This window comes from Gordonia alkanivorans (assembly GCF_004011905.1).
Lineage (GTDB): Bacteria > Actinomycetota > Actinomycetes > Mycobacteriales > Mycobacteriaceae > Gordonia > Gordonia alkanivorans.
This window is the reverse complement of sequence record NZ_CP027114.1, coordinates 4,651,011-4,668,610: the sequence shown is the minus strand read 5'-3', so window position 1 is coordinate 4,668,610 and position 17,600 is coordinate 4,651,011. Positions and strand designations below refer to the sequence as shown.

Annotated in this window: 13 protein-coding genes and 2 rRNA genes; 7 read left to right on the top strand and 8 right to left on the bottom strand. The window is 65.4% G+C overall.

Going from position 1 to position 17,600, the window contains the following annotated elements:
* The first annotated feature begins 331 nt into the window (after nt 1-331).
* Together C5O27_RS21185 and rrf are read left to right on the top strand one after the other, a co-directional pair.
* Nucleotides 332-3,468 (top strand): 23S ribosomal RNA (locus tag C5O27_RS21185).
* Between the two features lie 110 nt (nt 3,469-3,578).
* Nucleotides 3,579-3,695 (top strand): 5S ribosomal RNA (gene rrf, locus C5O27_RS21180).
* 207 nt (nt 3,696-3,902) lie between these two features.
* Here the strand turns inward: rrf and C5O27_RS21175 are convergent.
* The 5 genes from C5O27_RS21175 to C5O27_RS21155 all read right to left on the bottom strand — a co-directional run bounded on the left by C5O27_RS21175 (nt 3,903) and on the right by C5O27_RS21155 (nt 8,169).
* Nucleotides 3,903-5,132, bottom strand: coding sequence for an ABC transporter permease (locus tag C5O27_RS21175; RefSeq protein ID WP_127963592.1), 1,230 nt, complete (start codon nt 5,130-5,132; stop codon nt 3,903-3,905).
* Entirely contained in the window at nt 5,129-6,025 is an 897-nt protein-coding gene (locus C5O27_RS21170) for an ABC transporter ATP-binding protein (RefSeq protein ID WP_006359704.1), read from the bottom strand. The genes C5O27_RS21175 and C5O27_RS21170 overlap by 4 nt, the downstream gene beginning before the upstream one ends.
* A complete protein-coding gene (locus C5O27_RS21165; RefSeq protein ID WP_035754851.1) occupies nt 6,022-6,642 on the bottom strand; it encodes a hypothetical protein in 621 nt (206 codons plus the stop codon). The genes C5O27_RS21170 and C5O27_RS21165 overlap by 4 nt, the downstream gene beginning before the upstream one ends.
* A complete protein-coding gene (locus C5O27_RS21160; RefSeq protein WP_006359706.1) occupies nt 6,639-6,953 on the bottom strand; it encodes a helix-turn-helix transcriptional regulator in 315 nt (104 codons plus the stop codon). Before C5O27_RS21160 ends, C5O27_RS21165 begins: the two co-directional genes overlap by 4 nt.
* 79 nt (nt 6,954-7,032) lie before the next feature.
* Complete coding sequence (locus C5O27_RS21155) at nt 7,033-8,169, bottom strand: NAD(P)-binding domain-containing protein (protein WP_006359707.1); 1,137 nt, start codon at nt 8,167-8,169, stop codon at nt 7,033-7,035.
* 54 nt (nt 8,170-8,223) lie between these two features.
* Between C5O27_RS21155 and C5O27_RS21150 the strand changes: the two genes are divergently transcribed.
* Both C5O27_RS21150 and C5O27_RS21145 read left to right on the top strand, forming a co-directional pair.
* Nucleotides 8,224-8,955: an enoyl-CoA hydratase gene (locus C5O27_RS21150; RefSeq protein WP_006359708.1), complete on the top strand. Its 732-nt coding sequence runs from the start codon at nt 8,224-8,226 to the stop codon at nt 8,953-8,955.
* A gap of 121 nt (nt 8,956-9,076) precedes the next feature.
* Nucleotides 9,077-10,186: an XdhC family protein gene (locus tag C5O27_RS21145; protein WP_075863079.1), complete on the top strand. Its 1,110-nt coding sequence runs from the start codon at nt 9,077-9,079 to the stop codon at nt 10,184-10,186.
* A gap of 2 nt (nt 10,187-10,188) precedes the next feature.
* Here C5O27_RS21145 and C5O27_RS21140 read toward each other — a convergent pair whose 3' ends face one another.
* From C5O27_RS21140 to C5O27_RS21130, 3 genes are read right to left on the bottom strand one after another with little or no spacing between them, the layout of a single operon-like run.
* Entirely contained in the window at nt 10,189-11,520 is a 1,332-nt protein-coding gene (locus C5O27_RS21140; RefSeq protein WP_042376604.1) for a D-arabinono-1,4-lactone oxidase, read from the bottom strand.
* Nucleotides 11,508-12,734: an alanine racemase gene (locus C5O27_RS21135; protein WP_244216548.1), complete on the bottom strand. Its 1,227-nt coding sequence runs from the start codon at nt 12,732-12,734 to the stop codon at nt 11,508-11,510. The genes C5O27_RS21140 and C5O27_RS21135 overlap by 13 nt, the downstream gene beginning before the upstream one ends.
* Before the next feature lie 49 nt (nt 12,735-12,783).
* Nucleotides 12,784-13,443, bottom strand: coding sequence for a TetR/AcrR family transcriptional regulator (locus tag C5O27_RS21130; RefSeq protein ID WP_230461911.1), 660 nt, complete (start codon nt 13,441-13,443; stop codon nt 12,784-12,786).
* Between the two features lie 174 nt (nt 13,444-13,617).
* Between C5O27_RS21130 and C5O27_RS21125 the strand changes: the two genes are divergently transcribed.
* From C5O27_RS21125 to C5O27_RS21115, 3 genes are all read left to right on the top strand, one after another.
* Nucleotides 13,618-14,802, top strand: coding sequence for an MBL fold metallo-hydrolase (locus C5O27_RS21125; protein ID WP_127963590.1), 1,185 nt, complete (start codon nt 13,618-13,620; stop codon nt 14,800-14,802).
* Complete coding sequence (locus C5O27_RS21120) at nt 14,799-17,285, top strand: HAD-IC family P-type ATPase (protein WP_006359714.1); 2,487 nt, start codon at nt 14,799-14,801, stop codon at nt 17,283-17,285. Before C5O27_RS21125 ends, C5O27_RS21120 begins: the two co-directional genes overlap by 4 nt.
* Before the next feature lie 71 nt (nt 17,286-17,356).
* A complete protein-coding gene (locus tag C5O27_RS21115; RefSeq protein WP_006359715.1) occupies nt 17,357-17,596 on the top strand; it encodes an antitoxin in 240 nt (79 codons plus the stop codon).
* Nucleotides 17,597-17,600 lie beyond the last annotated feature (4 nt).

Sequence of the window (17,600 nt, the reverse complement as noted above, 5' to 3'; positions counted from 1 at the left end):
GCCGGTGGGTTCACGTCACACTATCGGGGTTCTGAGAGAACACGCGGCATGCCTTCGGGTGTGTGTCGGGTTGTCTCTGACCTAGCTGTTCGGTCAATCATGCTGGTGAGGTGTCCTGTGATGGGGCGCGGAGGTGTGGGCGGTCAGACGGTGTGTGTTGTTTGAGAAGTGCATAGTGGATGCGAGCATCTTTATTTCAAATCAACGTTGACGTTGGTCTGTGATTTAGCAGAAATTTGTTTGTTTTGTGATGTCTACATTCGATCCTCGTGACGCGGTTGGGTCATCTTCGGGTGGTCTGGTTGTGGGTGGGGGTGGTTTGTAGGTGTTGTTGTAAGTGTGTAAGGGCGTTCGGTGGATGCCTTGGTACCAGGAGCCGATGAAGGACGTGGTAGGCCGCGATAGTCCTCGGGGAGTTGTCAAACGAGCTGTGATCCGAGGGTGTCCGAATGGGGAAACCCAGCACGAGTGATGTCGTGTTACCCACCTCTGAATGTATAGGGGGTGTGGAGGGAACGTGGGGAAGTGAAACATCTCAGTACCCATAGGAAGAGAAAACAAAAGTGATTCCGTGAGTAGTGGCGAGCGAAAGCGGATGAGGCTAAACCATGCGCATGTGATACCGGGTAGGGGTTGTGTGTGTGGTGTTGTGGGGTTCATCTTCTTCCATCTACCTGTGGAAGCGTGAGTCAGAAAATCGTGTGTTAGGTGAAGTGGCCTGGAATGGTCTGCCGTAGACGGTGAGAGTCCGGTAGCTGAAAACACATGGTCTTGCGTGATGGGTGCCCAAGTAGCAGCGGGCTCGTGGAATCTGCTGTGAATCTGCCGGGACCACCCGGTAAGCCTGAATACTTCCTGGTGACCGATAGCGGACAAGTACCGTGAGGGAAAGGTGAAAAGTACCCCGGGAGGGGAGTGAAATAGTACCTGAAACCGGACGCTTACAATCCGTCAAAGCCTGTGCACAGTTTACTGTGGTGGGTGATGGCGTGCCTTTTGAAGAATGAGCCTGCGAGTTAGTGCTCGGTGGCGAGGTTAACCCGTGTGGGGTAGCCGTAGCGAAAGCGAGTCTGAATAGGGCGTTTGAGTCGCCGGGTCTAGACCCGAAGCGGAGTGATCTACCCATGGCCAGGGTGAAGCGACGGTAAGACGTCGTGGAGGCCCGAACCCACTTCAGTTGAAAATGGAGGGGATGAGTTGTGGGTAGGGGTGAAAGGCCAATCAAACTCCGTGATAGCTGGTTCTCCCCGAAATGCATTTAGGTGCAGCGTCACATGTTTCTTACCGGAGGTAGAGCTACTGGATGGCCGATGGGCCCCACAGGGTTACTGACGTCAGCCAAACTCCGAATGCCGGTAAGTGAGAGTGTGGCAGTGAGACTGCGGGCGATAAGGTTCGTAGTCGAGAGGGAAACAGCCCAGATCGCCGGCTAAGGCCCCTAAGCGTGTACTAAGTGGAAAAGGATGTGGGGTCGCGAAGACAACCAGGAGGTTGGCTTAGAAGCAGCCACCCTTGAAAGAGTGCGTAATAGCTCACTGGTCAAGTGATCCTGCGCCGACAATGTAGCGGGGCTCAAGTACACCGCCGAAGCCGCGGCACTCACACGTTAGCCCGTTCATCGTTTACGGATGGTGAACCAGGTGTGTGGGTGGGTAGGGGAGCGTCCTGCATCCGTGGAAGCCACAGAGTGATCTAGTGGTGGAGGGTGTGGGAGTGAGAATGCAGGCATGAGTAGCGAAAGAAGAGTGAGAAACTCTTCCGCCGAATGACCAAGGGTTCCTGGGCCAGGCTAATCCGCCCAGGGTGAGTCGGGACCTAAGGCGAGGCCGACAGGCGTAGTCGATGGACAACGGGTTGATATTCCCGTACCCGTGTATCCGCGCCCATGCTGAATCAGTTGTACTAACCATCCAGATCCCCCAGGAGCACCTTCGGGTGCCGGGTGGGGTGATGCATGGGACCTTGGCTGGTAGTAGGCAAGCGATGGGGTGACGCAGGAAGGTAGTGGGGCCAGTCAGTGGTTGTACTGGTGTAAGCCTGTAGGGCGTGTTCTAGGCAAATCCGGAACACATATAGCCTGAGAGGTGATGCGTAGCCGTTGCGGCGAATTCCATGATCCTATGCTGCCGAGAAAAGCCTCTAGTGAGTTGGTACACGGCCCGTACCCCAAACCAACACAGGTGGTCAGGTAGAGAATACTAAGGCGATCGAGAGAACTGTGGTTAAGGAACTCGGCAAAATGCCCCCGTAACTTCGGGAGAAGGGGGACCCAGACCGGTGACGGGATTTACTCTCTGAGCGGGTGTGGGTCGCAGAGACCAGAGAGAAGCGACTGTTTACTAAAAACACAGGTCCGTGCGAAGTCGTAAGACGATGTATACGGACTGACGCCTGCCCGGTGCTGGAAGGTTAAGAGGACCGGTTAGTCACCTTTGGGTGGCGAAGCTGAGAATTTAAGCCCCAGTAAACGGCGGTGGTAACTATAACCATCCTAAGGTAGCGAAATTCCTTGTCGGGTAAGTTCCGACCTGCACGAATGGCGTAACGACTTCTCTGCTGTCTCAACCACAGACTCGGCGAAATTGCAGTACGAGTAAAGATGCTCGTTACGCGCGGCAGGACGAAAAGACCCCGGGACCTTCACTATAGCTTGGTATTGGTGTTCGGTTCGGTTTGTGTAGGATAGGTGGGAGACTGTGAAGTGGGCACGCCAGTGTTCATGGAGTCGTTGTTGAAATACCACTCTGATCGTATTGGACTTCTAACCTCGGACCCTGATCGGGTTCAGGGACAGTGCCTGGTGGGTAGTTTAACTGGGGCGGTTGCCTCCTAAAAAGTAACGGAGGCGCCCAAAGGTTCCCTCAGCCTGGTTGGCAATCAGGTGTTGAGTGTAAGTGCACAAGGGAGCTTGACTGTGAGACGTACATGTCGAGCAGGGACGAAAGTCGGGACTAGTGATCCGGCACCGGCAAGTGGAAGCGGTGTCGCTCAACGGATAAAAGGTACCCCGGGGATAACAGGCTGATCTTCCCCAAGAGTCCATATCGACGGGATGGTTTGGCACCTCGATGTCGGCTCGTCGCATCCTGGGGCTGGAGTAGGTCCCAAGGGTTGGGCTGTTCGCCCATTAAAGCGGCACGCGAGCTGGGTTTAGAACGTCGTGAGACAGTTCGGTCTCTATCCGCCGCGCGCGTAAGAAACTTGAGGAAACCTGTCCCTAGTACGAGAGGACCGGGACGGACGAACCTCTGGTGTGCCAGTTGTCCCGCCAGGGGCACTGCTGGTTAGCTACGTTCGGAAGGGATAACCGCTGAAAGCATCTAAGCGGGAAGCCTGTTCCAAGATGAGGTTTCTCACCCCCTTTTGCGGGGTTAAGGCCCCCTACAGACCATGGGGTTGATAGGCCAGAACTGTACGCACAGCAATGTGTTCAGGTGACTGGTACTAATCGGCCGAGGACTTACCAACAACACCCACACACCACAGAATTCAAACTTCTGGTGTGTTCGCATCCACTATGACACTTCTGAAACAACACACACATAAATAAACAACTGTGTGTGGTTGTTTCATAAAGTTACGGCGGCCATAGCGGAGGGGAAACGCCCGGCCCCATTCCGAACCCGGAAGCTAAGCCCTCCAGCGCCAATGGTACTGCACCTTAATCAGTGTGGGAGAGTAGGACACCGCCGAACACAACATCCCATTGTGGCCCTACACGAGTAATCGTGTAGGGCCACAATGCATTTCCGGGGCTGTCGCTGATAGAGGAAACCCACCGGTTTTCCGTACTTCCACCCCCTGACCGGGTGGTGGATCTACGGAAAAAGGGTGGGTGTGCGGCCGGCTCGGGCCACAGACATCTGTCGTCTCTACGTCCGCTGCCTCTACGAAATCCGGTGCTAGCGAGCCAGCTTGAGCGCCTCGCCCCAGCCCAGGCGGGAACCGGTACGGAGGATCGAGCGCTGATAGATACGTGCCGCGAGCCAGGTGGCGAGCGCGCAGACCGCAACCATGATCAGGAACGTGAGCACGATCTGGAGGGTGTTGGTGTCGCCGCTGGCGATCCGCATCGGCATCAGTGCCGCGCTGAACGGCGGAATCCAGCTGAGGGTCTTGATCAGGGTCGAATCGAGTGCCTGCACTCCGAAGATGCCGGCGTACATGACCGCCATGGCCAGAACAGTCAACGGGAACGACGCCGAGCTCAGTTCCTCCTGGCGCGACACGATCGCGCCGGTCGCGGCGTAGAGAGAGGCGAAGAAGAGGAAGCCGAGCACGAACCAGGCGATGACGGCCGCGAACATCCCGACCGCTGCTCCGGGCAACGTGAGGATTCCGGTGGCGGTACCGGCGATCAGCGCCGTCGCACCGAGCAGCACGACCTGTGTGAGGGCGACCGCACCGATACCGATGATCTTGCCCCACAGCAGGTGCAGCGGCTTGATCGTCGCCAGCAGCAGTTCGACGACCCGCGAGGTCTTCTCCTCGACGACGCCGACGGCCACCATCGTGCCGCCCATCATGATCGCGGTGATCAACAGGATGACTCCGACGAGGGCGATGACAAGCCGCTCTCCCTCATCCGGGCGGGCAGGTTCGAGCTGCGTCACCGAGATGGCCATCGCGGGAAGGGACGCAGCGTCGACTCCGCGGGCAGCGAGTGCGTCGGTGAGGCCGGCCTGGGAGACGGCGGTCCGGATGGGGGCCTCGACAGCCGGGTCGGCGCCGTCCTTGGTCAGGATCACGTAGGACCCGGGGTTCTCACCCGGCACGAGTGCCGCCGCGACATCGCCGTCGGCGACCTTGGCGCGTGCCTGCTCGACGGTGTCCACGGTTTCGGTCGCGATGGACGTGCCGGCGGAGTCGCCGAGTTCGACGATCGACTCGCTGATCGCCGCCGGTTGTCCGACGACGGCGACCTTCTCGACGTCCTCGCCACCGGCGAGCAGGTTGATGACGATGGCGCCGACGATGATCACGACCATCAGGAGCACGGTGCTGACGACGAAGGACCGGGTCTTGGCTCGAGTGGTGATCTCGCGTTCGGCGACGAGCCGGATGGCCTTCGCAGCCGAGGCCTTGGGGGACGGGCTCGGTGTGGTGGTGGGGATGTCGTGCAGTGTGGTCATGCCGAAACGACCTCTCGGAACATGTCGGTGAGGGACGGGGTGGACGTCGTGAAGCGGTGGACCGGACCGTGATCGAGTGCCGCAGCCAGGATCTGCTGGTCGTCGACCACATCCGGGTCGACGAGGAGTCGTGTGGTCTCGCCGTAGGCGGCCTCGCGGACGCCGGGCAGGGCGTCGGCCCACGCGACGTCGGCACGCGGTCCGGTGACCTCGAGGGTGATGCCGTCGCGGGAACGCAGTGCGTCGACCGTGCCCAGGGCACGCATTTCGCCGCGGGTGACGATGCCGACGCGGTCGCACAGTCGTTGCACGAGATCGAGCTGATGCGAGGAGAAGATCACCGGGATACCCTCGGCGGCCTTCTCCTTGAGTACGTCACTCATCACGTCGACGGCCACCGGGTCGAGCCCGGAGAACGGCTCGTCGAGCACCAGCACCTCGGGATCATGGACCAGCGCGGCCGCGAGCTGGACGCGCTGCTGGTTGCCGAGGCTGAGGTCGGCGACGTTGTCGTCGTACCGACTGCCGACGCCGAGGCGATCGGTCCAGCGCCGCACCGATTCCTCGGCCTCCGCGGTGTCCATGCCGTGGAGTTTCGCGAGGAAGGTGAGTTGTTCGCCGACCTTCATCTTCGGGTAGAGGCCGCGTTCCTCGGGCATGTAGCCGATACGACGACGCAGGTCGAGATCGATGGGTCGGTTGCCGAGCCGGACCTCGCCGGCGTCGGCGGAGAGGACTCCGAGAATGATGCGCATGGTGGTCGACTTGCCGGCGCCGTTGCTGCCGACGAAGCCGAAGATCTCTCCCGGGTCGACGTGAAAGGTCATGTCGCGCAATGCGACCAGATCCCCGTAGCGCTTGTGCAGGCCGTCCACGATGAGTGGTGCGTTCATGAGTCACGTCCCTTTCCGCCCGTGGCGGTGTCGGAGGGTGTCTGTCGGGGCTCGACCAGGTCTTCCGGGTCGGGATCGGCCATCCACCAGGCGATCAGCATGGTGGGCACGCAGATCGCGGTGAGGACCAGGGAGATCAGCAGGATGGCGCTCCCGTAGACCCACTGGCCGGGTACCTCGTCGCGCATGCTGATCGCGACGAGGACGAAGTACGGGATGAACATCACCGCGTAGAGCACGAAGAAGCCGAATGACCGCGCCGAATTACGTTGGGCCAGCTGGATCTCGTCGAGCGCCGACACCGGTGCGTCGGCGATGGAGCCGGTGACGATGCGCAGTGCGGTCTGGATGGTGATGACCGAGACCAACCCGATGCCGAACGGCAGCAGGAACCATCCCGACGAGTGGAAGGCCAGGTAGGAGCTGGCGATGATCAACGCCAGTGCGCAGAGCAGCGTGATGACCAGCCGCCGGTATGCGCGCTGGTTACGCCACGTGGTCAGGCGGTGGGCGTGCTTGGCGTTGAACTCCTCGTGCCGGCGCCCACGCCAGTTCTCGTAACGGCGCCAGATCGCGGGTTTGGCCTCCTCCGGGAATGCCGAGTTCGGGTCGTTCATCGATCACCTCCGGTGTCGTTGGTGGGTGAGCCGTTCGCGGCCGGACGCGTGTCGCGCCGGTAGAGCTCGGCGGACATGGCGCCGAACGGGGTTCGGCTGAACACGGCTTCGACGGGGAGGTCGAAGACGTCGCAGATGCGGAAGGCGAGGTCGAGGCTGGGGTAGTTGTCGCCCCGCTCGAGTGCGCCGACGGACTGGACGTTGATGCCGACTAGATTCGCGAGCTCGGCCCGCGACATCTGCCGTTCCGCACGCAGGACGCCGATGCGGTTGAAGATGGGGAGTTTTTCCCCACGGCGTATTGGACTCACCCCACCAAGTGTTAGGAAAACACAACAATCTGTCAATCCCCAATAACGGCGACGTGAGCGTCGTCGCGGCGGTGGCGGGTCAGTGAGCGGCGACTCCGAGCAGGTCAGCGGCCACTCTCGCGGCCTCGCGGCCCGCCCGGTTGGCCCCGATCGTCGATGCCGACGGCCCGTATCCGATCAGTTGAATCCGCGGATCGGCCTCGACGACCGTCGCGAGACGGCCGGTCATGGTGATGCCGCCACCCGGTGCGCGCAGCCGCAGCGGCGTCAGATGATCGAGCGAGCTGCGGAAGCCGGTGTTCCAGAAGATGACGTCGAGATCGAGGTGTTCACCGCCTTCCGGGCCGCAGTCCCAGCAGACGCCGGTCTCGGTGATGCGGGTGAACATCGGGCGCCACGACAGGATGCCGTCGCGCTGGGCGGCCGCGATCGCGGGTGTCAGGGCGAGTCCGGTCACCGAGACCACCGAGGTCGGGGGCAGCCCCGCGCGGACGCGGCGTTCGACCCGCGCCACGGCTTCGCGTCCCTGTTCGGGCGTAAACGGTTCGGTACTGAAGACCGGCTCGCGTCGAGAGCACCAGAACGTCTCGACGCCGGGCGCCTCGCGGGCGATCTCGATGAGCAACTGGATCGCCGAGATGCCGGCACCCACCACCAGGGCGCGTTTGCCGGCGAACTCCGCCGGGGTCTTGTAGTCGTGCGTGTGCAGTTGGCGGCCACGGAAATCCGCGGCGCCGGGGATGTGCGGGATGAACGGCCGGTCCCATGTGCCGGTGGCGTTGATGATGACGTTGGTGGTGAGGGTACGGCCGTCGGCCAACTCGACACGGAAACCCTCACCGTCCCGTCGAACCGCCCGCACGTGTACCGGCCGATGGACGTTGAGGCCGAACCTCTGCTCGTATCGGCCGAAGTAGTCCGGGACCGCGGTGGCGGCGGGGAGCCGGTCGCAGTCGAGTCCGAGTGCCTCGACGAGCCCCCACCCAGGCAGGTCGTGGACCCGATTGGCGGTGGCGAGGGTCAGCGTCGGCCAGCGGAACTGCCAGGCTCCGCCGGGGCCGGGCGCATGGTCGAGCATCTGATAGCGCTCCCCGAGGCCGAAGCGGTGCAGGAAGTAGGCCGACGACAGTGCTGCCTGCCCGCCGCCGATTATCAGGACGTCCGAGTGGCCCTCGACGTCGATCGGCGTGGCGCTGCTCGGCGTGGTGTTCGGCACGTCACCACCCTGTCACGAGTCGGCTCGACAGTGTCATCGGTAGGCTTGGCCCCCATGATTCACTCCACCACCGACGGCGCCGTCGTCACCATCGAGCTCGACCGTGTCGACAAGCGCAACGCCCTCAACGAGGAGATGCTCAGCGGGCTGGCCGACGCCTTCGGCGCCGCGGTCGATGCCGGTGCGCGGGCCATCGTGGTGACCGGACGTGGTCCGGTGTTCAGTGCGGGTGCCGATCTGTCCGGGCCGGTCTACGACCCCGGCTTCCTCGACAAGCTGGTCTCGACGCTGCATCGCATCGAGCAGACGCCGGTGCCGGTCATCGCGGCTCTCAACGGTTCCGCGATCGGCGGTGGACTCCAGCTGGCCATGGCCGCCGACCTCCGCGTGATGGCGCCCGACGCGATCGCTGCCATCCCGGCCGCCAAAATCGGTGTCGCCGTGGATGAGTGGACCATCCGCCGGCTCGTGTCGCTCGTCGGTGCCGGCCAGGCGCGCGGCATGCTCATCGGCTGCGACCCGTTGAACGCCGACCGTGCCCACACTCTCGGATTCGCCAACCGCATCGGCGATCTCGCCGACGCCCAGCACTGGGCGGCCACCATCGCCGATCTCGCCCCGCTCACCCTGCAGCACTACAAGCTGGTGCTCAACGGCGACGGCGCCCGCGACACCGCACCCGAGGACCGGGTCGCCGCGATGGTCCGCGCCTGGCAGAGCGACGACATGGCCGAGGGGCGTGCCGCACGCAACGAGAAGCGGCAGCCGAAGTTCGTCGGGCACTGAGATCCCGACCGGCGAACCTCGCTTCGACGTGCCGACTTCGATCGACGTCTGCTTGTCGAGATGAGATCGGCCGGTCGTGGCGAGGTGGCCGGTCACCGGAACATCTGGTCAACTGGAGAGCATGCGCGATATCCTGCCCGACCTGCTGACCGTCCTCGGCCGGCCGGATGCACGCCCCGTCGCGCTGTGTCGGGTCATCGCGACGTCCGGGTCGGCGCCACGCGAGGTCGGGGCGTCGATGGTCGTCACACACGACGACACCGTCATCGGCTCGGTCTCCGGTGGGTGCGTCGAGTCGGCCCTGGTCCACACCGCGCAGCAGGTGCTCGAAGACGGGCTCGCAGTCGTCGAGCAGTTCGGCATCGAGGACCCTCGTGATCCCGCGCCCGGCCTGACGTGCGGTGGTCAGATCGACGTCGCCGTCGAACGCATCGAGCCGACGCCCGAACGACTGGGTCAGCTCCGACGCCTCGCCGACGCACTCGCGGCCGATGAACCGATCGCGGTCGCCACAACGCTGAACGCCCACCCGGACTGGTATGTCGCGACCGAGACCTCCCGGCCGCCGTGGCGACGCCTCGACCACGACGTCGCCGACATGCTCGACACCGGCCGCACCGGCGTCATCGGCCTCGACGACTGCGAGGCCACCGATCCCGCTGCGCCGACCGAGGACCGGCCACGCACCTTCGTGCAGACCTTCGCCCCGCCGGCACGTCTGATCCTGGTGGGCGCCAACGACTTCGTGCGCGCGCTCAGTTCACTGGGGTCGACGCTCGGAATGCGGGTCACCGTTGTCGACGCCCGGCCGGTGTTCGCGACCCCGGAACGATTCCCCGACGCCGACGAGGTGATCGTCGGCTGGCCCGATCGCTATCTCGCCGACCAGATCCGGGACCGGGAGGTCCGCTCGACCACGGCACTGTGCGTGATGACCCACGACACCAAGTTCGACGTGCCGACCCTCCGCACCGCCCTGCAGGCGCCGACCCTCGGTTTCATCGGTGCCCTCGGATCTCGCCGGACCGCTGACGACCGCAACCGTCGTCTTCGCGAGGAGGGCGTCGACGAGGCACAGCTCGCGCGCTTGCGGTCGCCCCTCGGGCTCGACCTCGGCGGGCACACACCGGCGGAGGTGGCGGTGGCGATCGCAGCACAGATCATCGCCGAACGTCATGGCGCACAGGCGAGCCCACTGCACGAAGGAAGCGGGCCGATCCATCGGCGCTGAGCTCAGTCCCCCAGCACCCGCCGCAGGTAGTCGTTCGCGAACACTCGAGACGGATCGAACCGATCGCGCACCGCACGGAACTCGTCGAAGCGCGGGTAGACGCTGCGCAGGTAGTCGGCGTCGCGGGTGTGCATCTTGCCCCAGTGGGGGCGTCCGCCGAAGCCGGTGAGGATCGATTCGACGTCGGCGAAGTACGCGGCGGAGTCGGCCGGGTCGTCGCGGTGGTAGCGGTGGACGGCGATGTAGCCGCTGCGGCGTCCGGTGGCGGTGGAGAGCATCAGGTCGTCGGCCGCGGCGGCGCGCACCTCGATGGGGAAGCTGACGCGGTACTCGCGGCGGTCCAGCAGGGCGCGGAGCTCGCGCAACGCCGCCGGGACGTCCTCGAGGGGGATCGCGTACTCCATCTCGCGGAAGCGTACGTCGCGGTCGGAGACGAAGATCTTGGTCGACGTGTCGGTCAGCTCGCGGGACGACAGGCTGCGGCCGGCCACCGCGTTGATGGCGGGAACGAGCCGGGGTGCGCGGACACCGACCTCGCACAGCAGCCGGAACACCTTGTTGCTCAACAGTTCGTCGTCGACGTAGCGGCGGAATCGCGACGGTCCGGTGATCGGTGCATCCGTCCCGAGCCGCGTATTGGTCTTCACGAGTGCGCAATTGGTGTGCGGGAACATGTAGAACTCGTGATGGTCGGACTCGGCGACGTGGTCGAGGAAGCCGGCGATCGCATCGTCGGCGGAGGCCGGCCCTTCGACGGCATGCAACCGGAAGTTGTCGACGCAGTCGAGCGTGATCTCGACGAGCACCCCGAGTGCGCCGAGACCCAGTGCGGCAGCGGGTAGTTCGGGGTCGGCGGGACCGATGGTGACGATCTCGCCCTTGCCGTTCACGAGGGTGACGCCGGCGATCTGCGTACTGATGCCGCCGAATGCCAGTCCGGTGCCGTGGGTTCCGGTGGAGGTCGCGCCCGCGATGGTCTGCCGGTCGACGTCACCGAGGTTGGCCATCGCCAGACCCCTCGGTGCCAGTAGCGCGGGGATCTCGTGCAGGTGGGTGCCCGCGTGCAGCGTCACCCGGTGGCCGTCGGCGCCGGCCAGACCGCGCAGGCCGGACAGTTCGAGCTGGACGTCGTCGGCGACGGCGATGGGGGAGAAGCTGTGTCCGGCACCGACGGTCTTGACCGTGCCGCCCCGCTCGGCGGTCTCCCGCACGATGTCGGCGATCGCGCCCACACTCGTCGGATGCACCACTCGTCTCGGTGTGCACGACGCGGTACCACCCCAGTTGCGCCAGCCGTGCCCGGCGGCAGTCGACGTACCGCTCACAGAAAGCATTTCCCCTCGCCTCGGTAGGTCGGCACGACCTCACTGACCACCGCGTGACCAGCGTCGTCGCGGTCGATGATCGCGACGTGCCGGGCGCGTTCGCAGACCTCGCCGGACTTGGTGTGCCGGAACCATACTCGATCGCCGATCGCGATGCCCGGCGCAGCCTTCCCGCGGAGCGGGGTCTGCACCTCGCCGGCGGCCTCGGTGCCGACGAACTCGAGTCCGCTCGGCCACACCGGTTTCGGGAGGCGATCGGGTGCTGGCGGTCCGGAGGCGATCCAGCCGCCGCCGGCGCAGGTGACGATGTCGCGGGCCGGACGCCGGACGACGTCGAGTCCGAACGACAGCGCAGGGGCCGGTCGGAACCGTGCATAACCGTCGAAGAGATGGCCACCGAAAAGTCCGCTGCCCGCGGCGATGTCGGTGATCGACCGGTCGCGGGCGGTCTCCTCGAGCGAGCCGGTGCCGCCGCCGTTGACGAACTCCAGGTCGGCGATCTGCCGCAGCTCGCCGATGATCTTCCCGCGCCGGCGGCGCAGTTCGGCCATCGACCGGCGCTGCATCATCCCGATCGCCCGGTTGACGACTGCCTTCCCCGGAACCGCGTCGGCGACACCGGCGACCTGCGCCTCGTACGACATCACGCCGACCAGGTCGAAACCGTTCCGCGCGACGATGGTCCGGGCGAGATCGAGGACGTCGCGCCGGGAATGCACCGGGGAACGCCGGACCCCGACGTGTACGCGGCCGCCGAGGAGCCGGTACGACGCGTCGAGGTCGATGGCGACCCGAATCGGTCGTCGTGATGCGGGTGGGGCGACGGCGTCGATGATGTCGAGCTGCTCGACCGAGTCGACGAGCAGGCTCACCCGGCTCGCCGCCACCTCGTCGGACACGAAGCCTGCCAGTGCTTCCCGTCGGACGCTCGGATAACCGATCAGGATGTCGGTGATCTCCGTCGTCGTCGCCAGCCAGTGCGCCTCGGCGAGGTCGTAGGCGAGTACGCCGTGGAAGCCGCGACGGGTGGCGAGATCGGTGATCACCGAACGCACCCGGAGGGATTTGCTGGCGACCCGGATGGGGGCACCGGCGGAGCGGCGCAACAGATCTGCGGCATTGTGTTCGAGCGCCGCGCGGTCGAGTGCGAGGACCGGGGCATCGAGCCCTGCGTCGGTGACCGCGTCGTCGATCGACGCCCAGTACCGGTCGGGGTCGGTCACCCACAGACCGTCGACGGGGGATGTTCCGGACGAGGCGTGGGAACGAGGGTCACTCGAACGTGACATAGGTGGCGAGCTGCTCTGCGACTGCCGCGATGAGGGAGTCGACCACCTTGTCGTCGCCGGTGCTCAGGTAGATCAGGGTGATCGAGTTGGTCGCGGCGATGATGAGCGGGCCGAGTTCCTCCGTCGGCCGGGTCCAGGTCAGACCCGCGAGTTCGGCTATCTCCCGCATGCCGGACGCCGCAACCCGATAGAGCTGCTCGTACATGACCTTGCCGACTTGCTGCAGTTCCGGATGGTTGTGCGCGTAGATGCCGAGCGCGATGGTCGCCTGCATCCGGCCGGGATCGGCCTTGAGCAGGTCGACGAAGGCATGGAACTGCCGCACCATGTTCTGTTTGAGCGCGTCGATGTCTGGCTCCGGGCCGAAGTCGGCGGCAGGCATGACCGAATGCAGCATGCGCTCGATGTCGACGGGCACCGCATGATCCATCACCGCGCACAACAGCGCCGTGCGGCTCTCGAATGCGTAATGGAAACTCGCGAGGGGCATTCCGGCGTGAGCGCAGATCCGGCGGGTGGTGGCACCCTCGACTCCGTGATCGGCGATCACTCGGTACGCCGACTCGATGAGCGCGCTTCGACGCTGTTCGACGGACATCCGTGGCAAGACGGTCAACCCCTTGGCCAACATGCGCTTGCGCATGTGCAATGGACAATGTTCGCCGCAGCCTATCAGTGCCGTTGTCCGCGTTTGCACGGTTGACCGCCCGAAACGTGCCGATGTTTGTTGATGCTCACATCTCGATGGTCGCCGTGAGAGCCTTCTGGTCCGACGCCGTTGCGCTTCGCGTCGAACCTCACCCGATCGGATTACTGTGTGGATGTGACCACGGATCCCGAAAGAAGCGGCCCCGACGCGACCTCGCGGGTGCTGGGGCGGGTGACATCGGCTGGGGCGATGATGGCCGACGCGGTGGCCGAACGGCTCGCCGCCGGTGGTCTCGGCCCGGCTCGCGCACTCGGCGCCACCCGCGAGGAGATCGTGCCGCACGTGCGCACGTCCCCCCACCTGCGAGACGGGGTCTTCGACAACCCCGAGCCGCCGGAGGGTTCCGTCGCCCCGGACCGCCAGGTGCTCGCCGACATGGCGCGCCGCCCGGGCCGGCCCCGACGTCCGGTGATGGTCACCGTCCCGACCTTCGACGCCCCGTCGCCCCTCGCGGTCACCTGGCTGGGACATGCCACCGCGATCGTCGACATCGACGGCGCGCGCATCATCACCGACCCCGTCCTGAGCCGCCGGTGTTCGCCGAGCCAACTCGTCGGTCCGGGACGCATGCACGCCGCCCCGCTGGCCGCGCGCGAGCTGCCCCCGATCGACGTCGTGGTCATCAGCCACGACCACTACGACCATCTCGACATGGACACGGTCACCACCATCGCGGCGACACAGCCGGACGCCGTGTTCGTCACGACCCTCGGCGTCGCCGCACATCTGATGTCCTGGGGGATCGCCGAAGACCGCATCCGGCAGGCGGATTGGTGGGACGAGGTCGTCGTCGCCACACGCGGCGGAGAGCTGCGGTTCACCTGCGGACCGGCACGCCACTTCTCCGGACGGTGGCTGGCACGCAACCTCACCCAGTGGGGGAGCTGGGCGATCGCCGGCCACACCCACCGCGTCTTCTTCTCCGGCGACACCGGCCACACCGAGCGATTCTCCGACGTCGGCGCCCGGCTCGGCCCCTTCGACCTGACGCTCATCGCCGTCGGCGCCTACGACGTGATGTGGCCCGACATCCACGTCAACCCGGAGGAGGCGCTGTCGGTGCATCGGATGGTCTCGCCGGGTTCCGGGGCCGATTCGGTTCTGGTCCCGATCCACTGGGGCACCTTCAATCTCGCCCGTCACCCATGGGGTGAGCCGATCGCGCGGCTGCAAGCCGCCGCACACCACGGCGACCCGACTGTGCTCGTCCCGCAGCCCGGTGGTTCGATCGACCTCGAACACCGCACCGGAACCGGTGTGGCGCATTCGAGTTGGTGGGAGGTTTCGGCGTGAGCACCACGACGGAGACGATCGAGCCCGGTCTTACCGCGGCAGAGGTGGCCCAGCGGGTCGCCGAGGGCAAGGTCAACTCCATGCCCGACCGCTCGGGCCGCAGCGTCGCGGACATCGTGCGCGCCAACGTCTTCACTCGCATCAACGCGATCCTCGGTGTTCTGTTCGCCATCGTCGCGTTCACCGGTTCGCTCATCAACGGCCTGTTCGGTCTGCTGATCATCGCCAACTCGACGATCGGCATCGTCCAGGAGGTCCGCGCCAAGCGCACCCTCGACAAGCTCGCCATCGTCGGTCAGACCCGGCCGCGGGTCCGACGCGACGGTGAGGTCGTGGAGGTCGCGCCCGACGAGGTCGTGCTCGACGACATCATCGAGATCGGTGCCGGCGACCAGATCGTCGTCGACGGCGAGGTCATCGAGGCCACCGCACTGGACGTCGACGAGTCGCTGCTGACCGGTGAGGCCGATCCGATCGACAAGGACCCGGGCGCGCAGGTCATGTCCGGCAGCTTCGTGGTCGCCGGCGGCGGCGCCTACCGGGCGACCAAGGTCGGGGCCGACGCGTACGCCGCGCAGCTCGCGGCCGAGGCGTCGAAGTTCACCCTGGTCTCCTCCGAACTCCGCTCGGGAATCGACCAGATCCTGCGGGTCATCACCTGGCTGTTGATCCCCGCCGGCATCCTGACGATCGTCAACCAGCTGTTCATCAGCGACAACAGTCTCAAGCAGGCGCTGCTGGGCATGGTCGCCGCGCTCGTGCCCATGGTGCCCGAAGGTCTGGTGCTGATGACCTCGATCGCCTTCGCGGTCGGCGTCGTTCGCCTCGGGCAGCGGCAGTGCCTCGTGAACGAACTCCCCGCGATCGAGGGCCTGGCCCGCGTCAACGTCGTGTGCGCCGACAAGACCGGCACCCTCACCGAGAACGGGATGCGCCTGTCCGAACTGCGCGTCGTCGGCGACGATCCGCCAGACCTGGCCGGAGAGGTGCTCGCGGCACTCGCCGCCCACGATCCGCGTCCCAACGCCAGCATGATCGCCGTCGCCGAGGCGTATCCGACCCCGCCGTCGTGGACCGTGTCCGCGATCAAGCCGTTCACCTCGGCCACCAAGTGGAGCGGGATGTCGTTCGACGACGCGTCCGGCACCGACGTAGGCAACTGGTTGATCGGCGCACCCGACGTGCTGCTCGACCCGGCCGGGGAGACCGCTCAACTGGCCTCCGACATCGGCGCGGCCGGACTGCGCGTGCTGCTGCTCGCGCGCACCGACGTCCCCGTCGACACCGAACCGGCCGCCGGCGCGGTCGCCCCGGGCACCGTGACCCCGGTCGGGCTCGTCGTGCTCGAACAGCGGATCCGGCCCGACGCCCGCGGCACCATCGACTACTTCGAACAGCAGAACGTCGCCGTCAAGGTGATCTCCGGCGACAACGCTCGCTCGGTCGGTGCGGTCGCCGAGTCGCTCGGCCTCGGCTCGGCCGACACCTCCGTCGACGCGCGCAGACTGCCAGAGGAGACCGACGAACTGGCCGACGTGGTCGAACACGGCGTGACCTTCGGTCGTGTCCGTCCCGATCAGAAACGCGCCATGGTCAAGGCGTTGCAGTCGCGGGACAACACCGTCGCGATGACCGGCGACGGCGTCAACGACGTGCTCGCCCTCAAGGACGCCGACATCGGTGTCGCGATGGGATCGGGCAGTTCGGCCGCCCGGTCGGTGGCGCAGATCGTGTTGCTGGACAACAAGTTCGCGACCCTCCCGTATGTGGTGGGCGAGGGTCGTCGCGTGATCGGCAACATCGAACGCGTCTCCAACCTGTTTCTCACCAAGACGGTCTACGCGGTGCTGCTGGCGCTGTTCGTCGGCGTCGGCGGCGTGCTGGGCAAGCTGTTCGGCTCGGACCCGCTGAGCTACCCGTTCCAGCCGATCCACGTGACGATCTCGGCGTGGTTCACGATCGGCATCCCCGCCTTCGTGCTGTCGCTGGCACCCAACAACGAGCGAGCCCGCCGAGGCTTCGTGCGTCGCGTCCTGCTCACCGCGGTCCCCAACGGCATCATCGTCGGCCTGTGCACCTTCGTCACCTATGTGATCGTCAACCCGGGCGGGCCGGGTGTCGAGGTCGGGGGCGACGCCGTCGACTTGTCGCCGGCGCAGACCCAGGCGGCCACCGCGTCGCTGATGACGCTCATCGCGATCGCGGTCTACGTGCTCGCGGTGGTCGCCCGGCCCTACAACTGGTGGAAGGTTCTCCTGCTCGTCGTCTCAGCGGGTGCCTACATGCTGATCTTTGGGTGGCCGTTCACCCAGGACCTCTTCCACCTCGACTCGTCGAACTGGACGATGAACTCGGTCGCGCTCACCTCGGCGGCCGTCGGAATCGTGCTCGTGGAAGCGGTTTCGCGGATCGTGCCGCGGTGGATCGCGAACCACAGCAGTTCTGAAGGGCACTCCGCGGACGTCGAGGTGGCAGCCGCGTAAAGACGCCGTGTAGGCGACTAAACTCTGCCACGGGCGGCCGGAAGACATCCGGCTCGGACACAGGAGACGTCATGGATCTCAAGGGACTCGTCAACAAGGCGCGCGACACGCTGCGCAAGAACCCGAATCTGATCGAGAAGGGCGGCGACGCCATCGACAAGGCCACCGGCAACAAGTACGCCGGGCAGGTCGACAAGGCGCAGGACGCGGTCCGCAAGGCCGTCGGAGCCCAGAACACGGCCGCCCAGAACAACAAGACGCCCGAGAACAACAAGGCGCCCGAGAACAAGCCGGACGCTCCTCAGCAGTAGCCGG

Coding starts and splice junctions, on each gene's coding strand:
- C5O27_RS21175 (WP_127963592.1), bottom strand. CDS start 5,132: ATGACCACACTGCACGACATCCCCACCACCACACCGAGCCCGTCCCCC.
- C5O27_RS21170 (WP_006359704.1), bottom strand. CDS start 6,025: ATGAACGCACCACTCATCGTGGACGGCCTGCACAAGCGCTACGGGGAT.
- C5O27_RS21165 (WP_035754851.1), bottom strand. CDS start 6,642: ATGAACGACCCGAACTCGGCATTCCCGGAGGAGGCCAAACCCGCGATC.
- C5O27_RS21150 (WP_006359708.1), top strand. CDS start 8,224: ATGATTCACTCCACCACCGACGGCGCCGTCGTCACCATCGAGCTCGAC.
- C5O27_RS21145 (WP_075863079.1), top strand. CDS start 9,077: ATGCGCGATATCCTGCCCGACCTGCTGACCGTCCTCGGCCGGCCGGAT.
- C5O27_RS21140 (WP_042376604.1), bottom strand. CDS start 11,520: ATGCTTTCTGTGAGCGGTACGTCGACTGCCGCCGGGCACGGCTGGCGC.
- C5O27_RS21130 (WP_230461911.1), bottom strand. CDS start 13,443: ATGCGCAAGCGCATGTTGGCCAAGGGGTTGACCGTCTTGCCACGGATG.
- C5O27_RS21115 (WP_006359715.1), top strand. CDS start 17,357: ATGGATCTCAAGGGACTCGTCAACAAGGCGCGCGACACGCTGCGCAAG.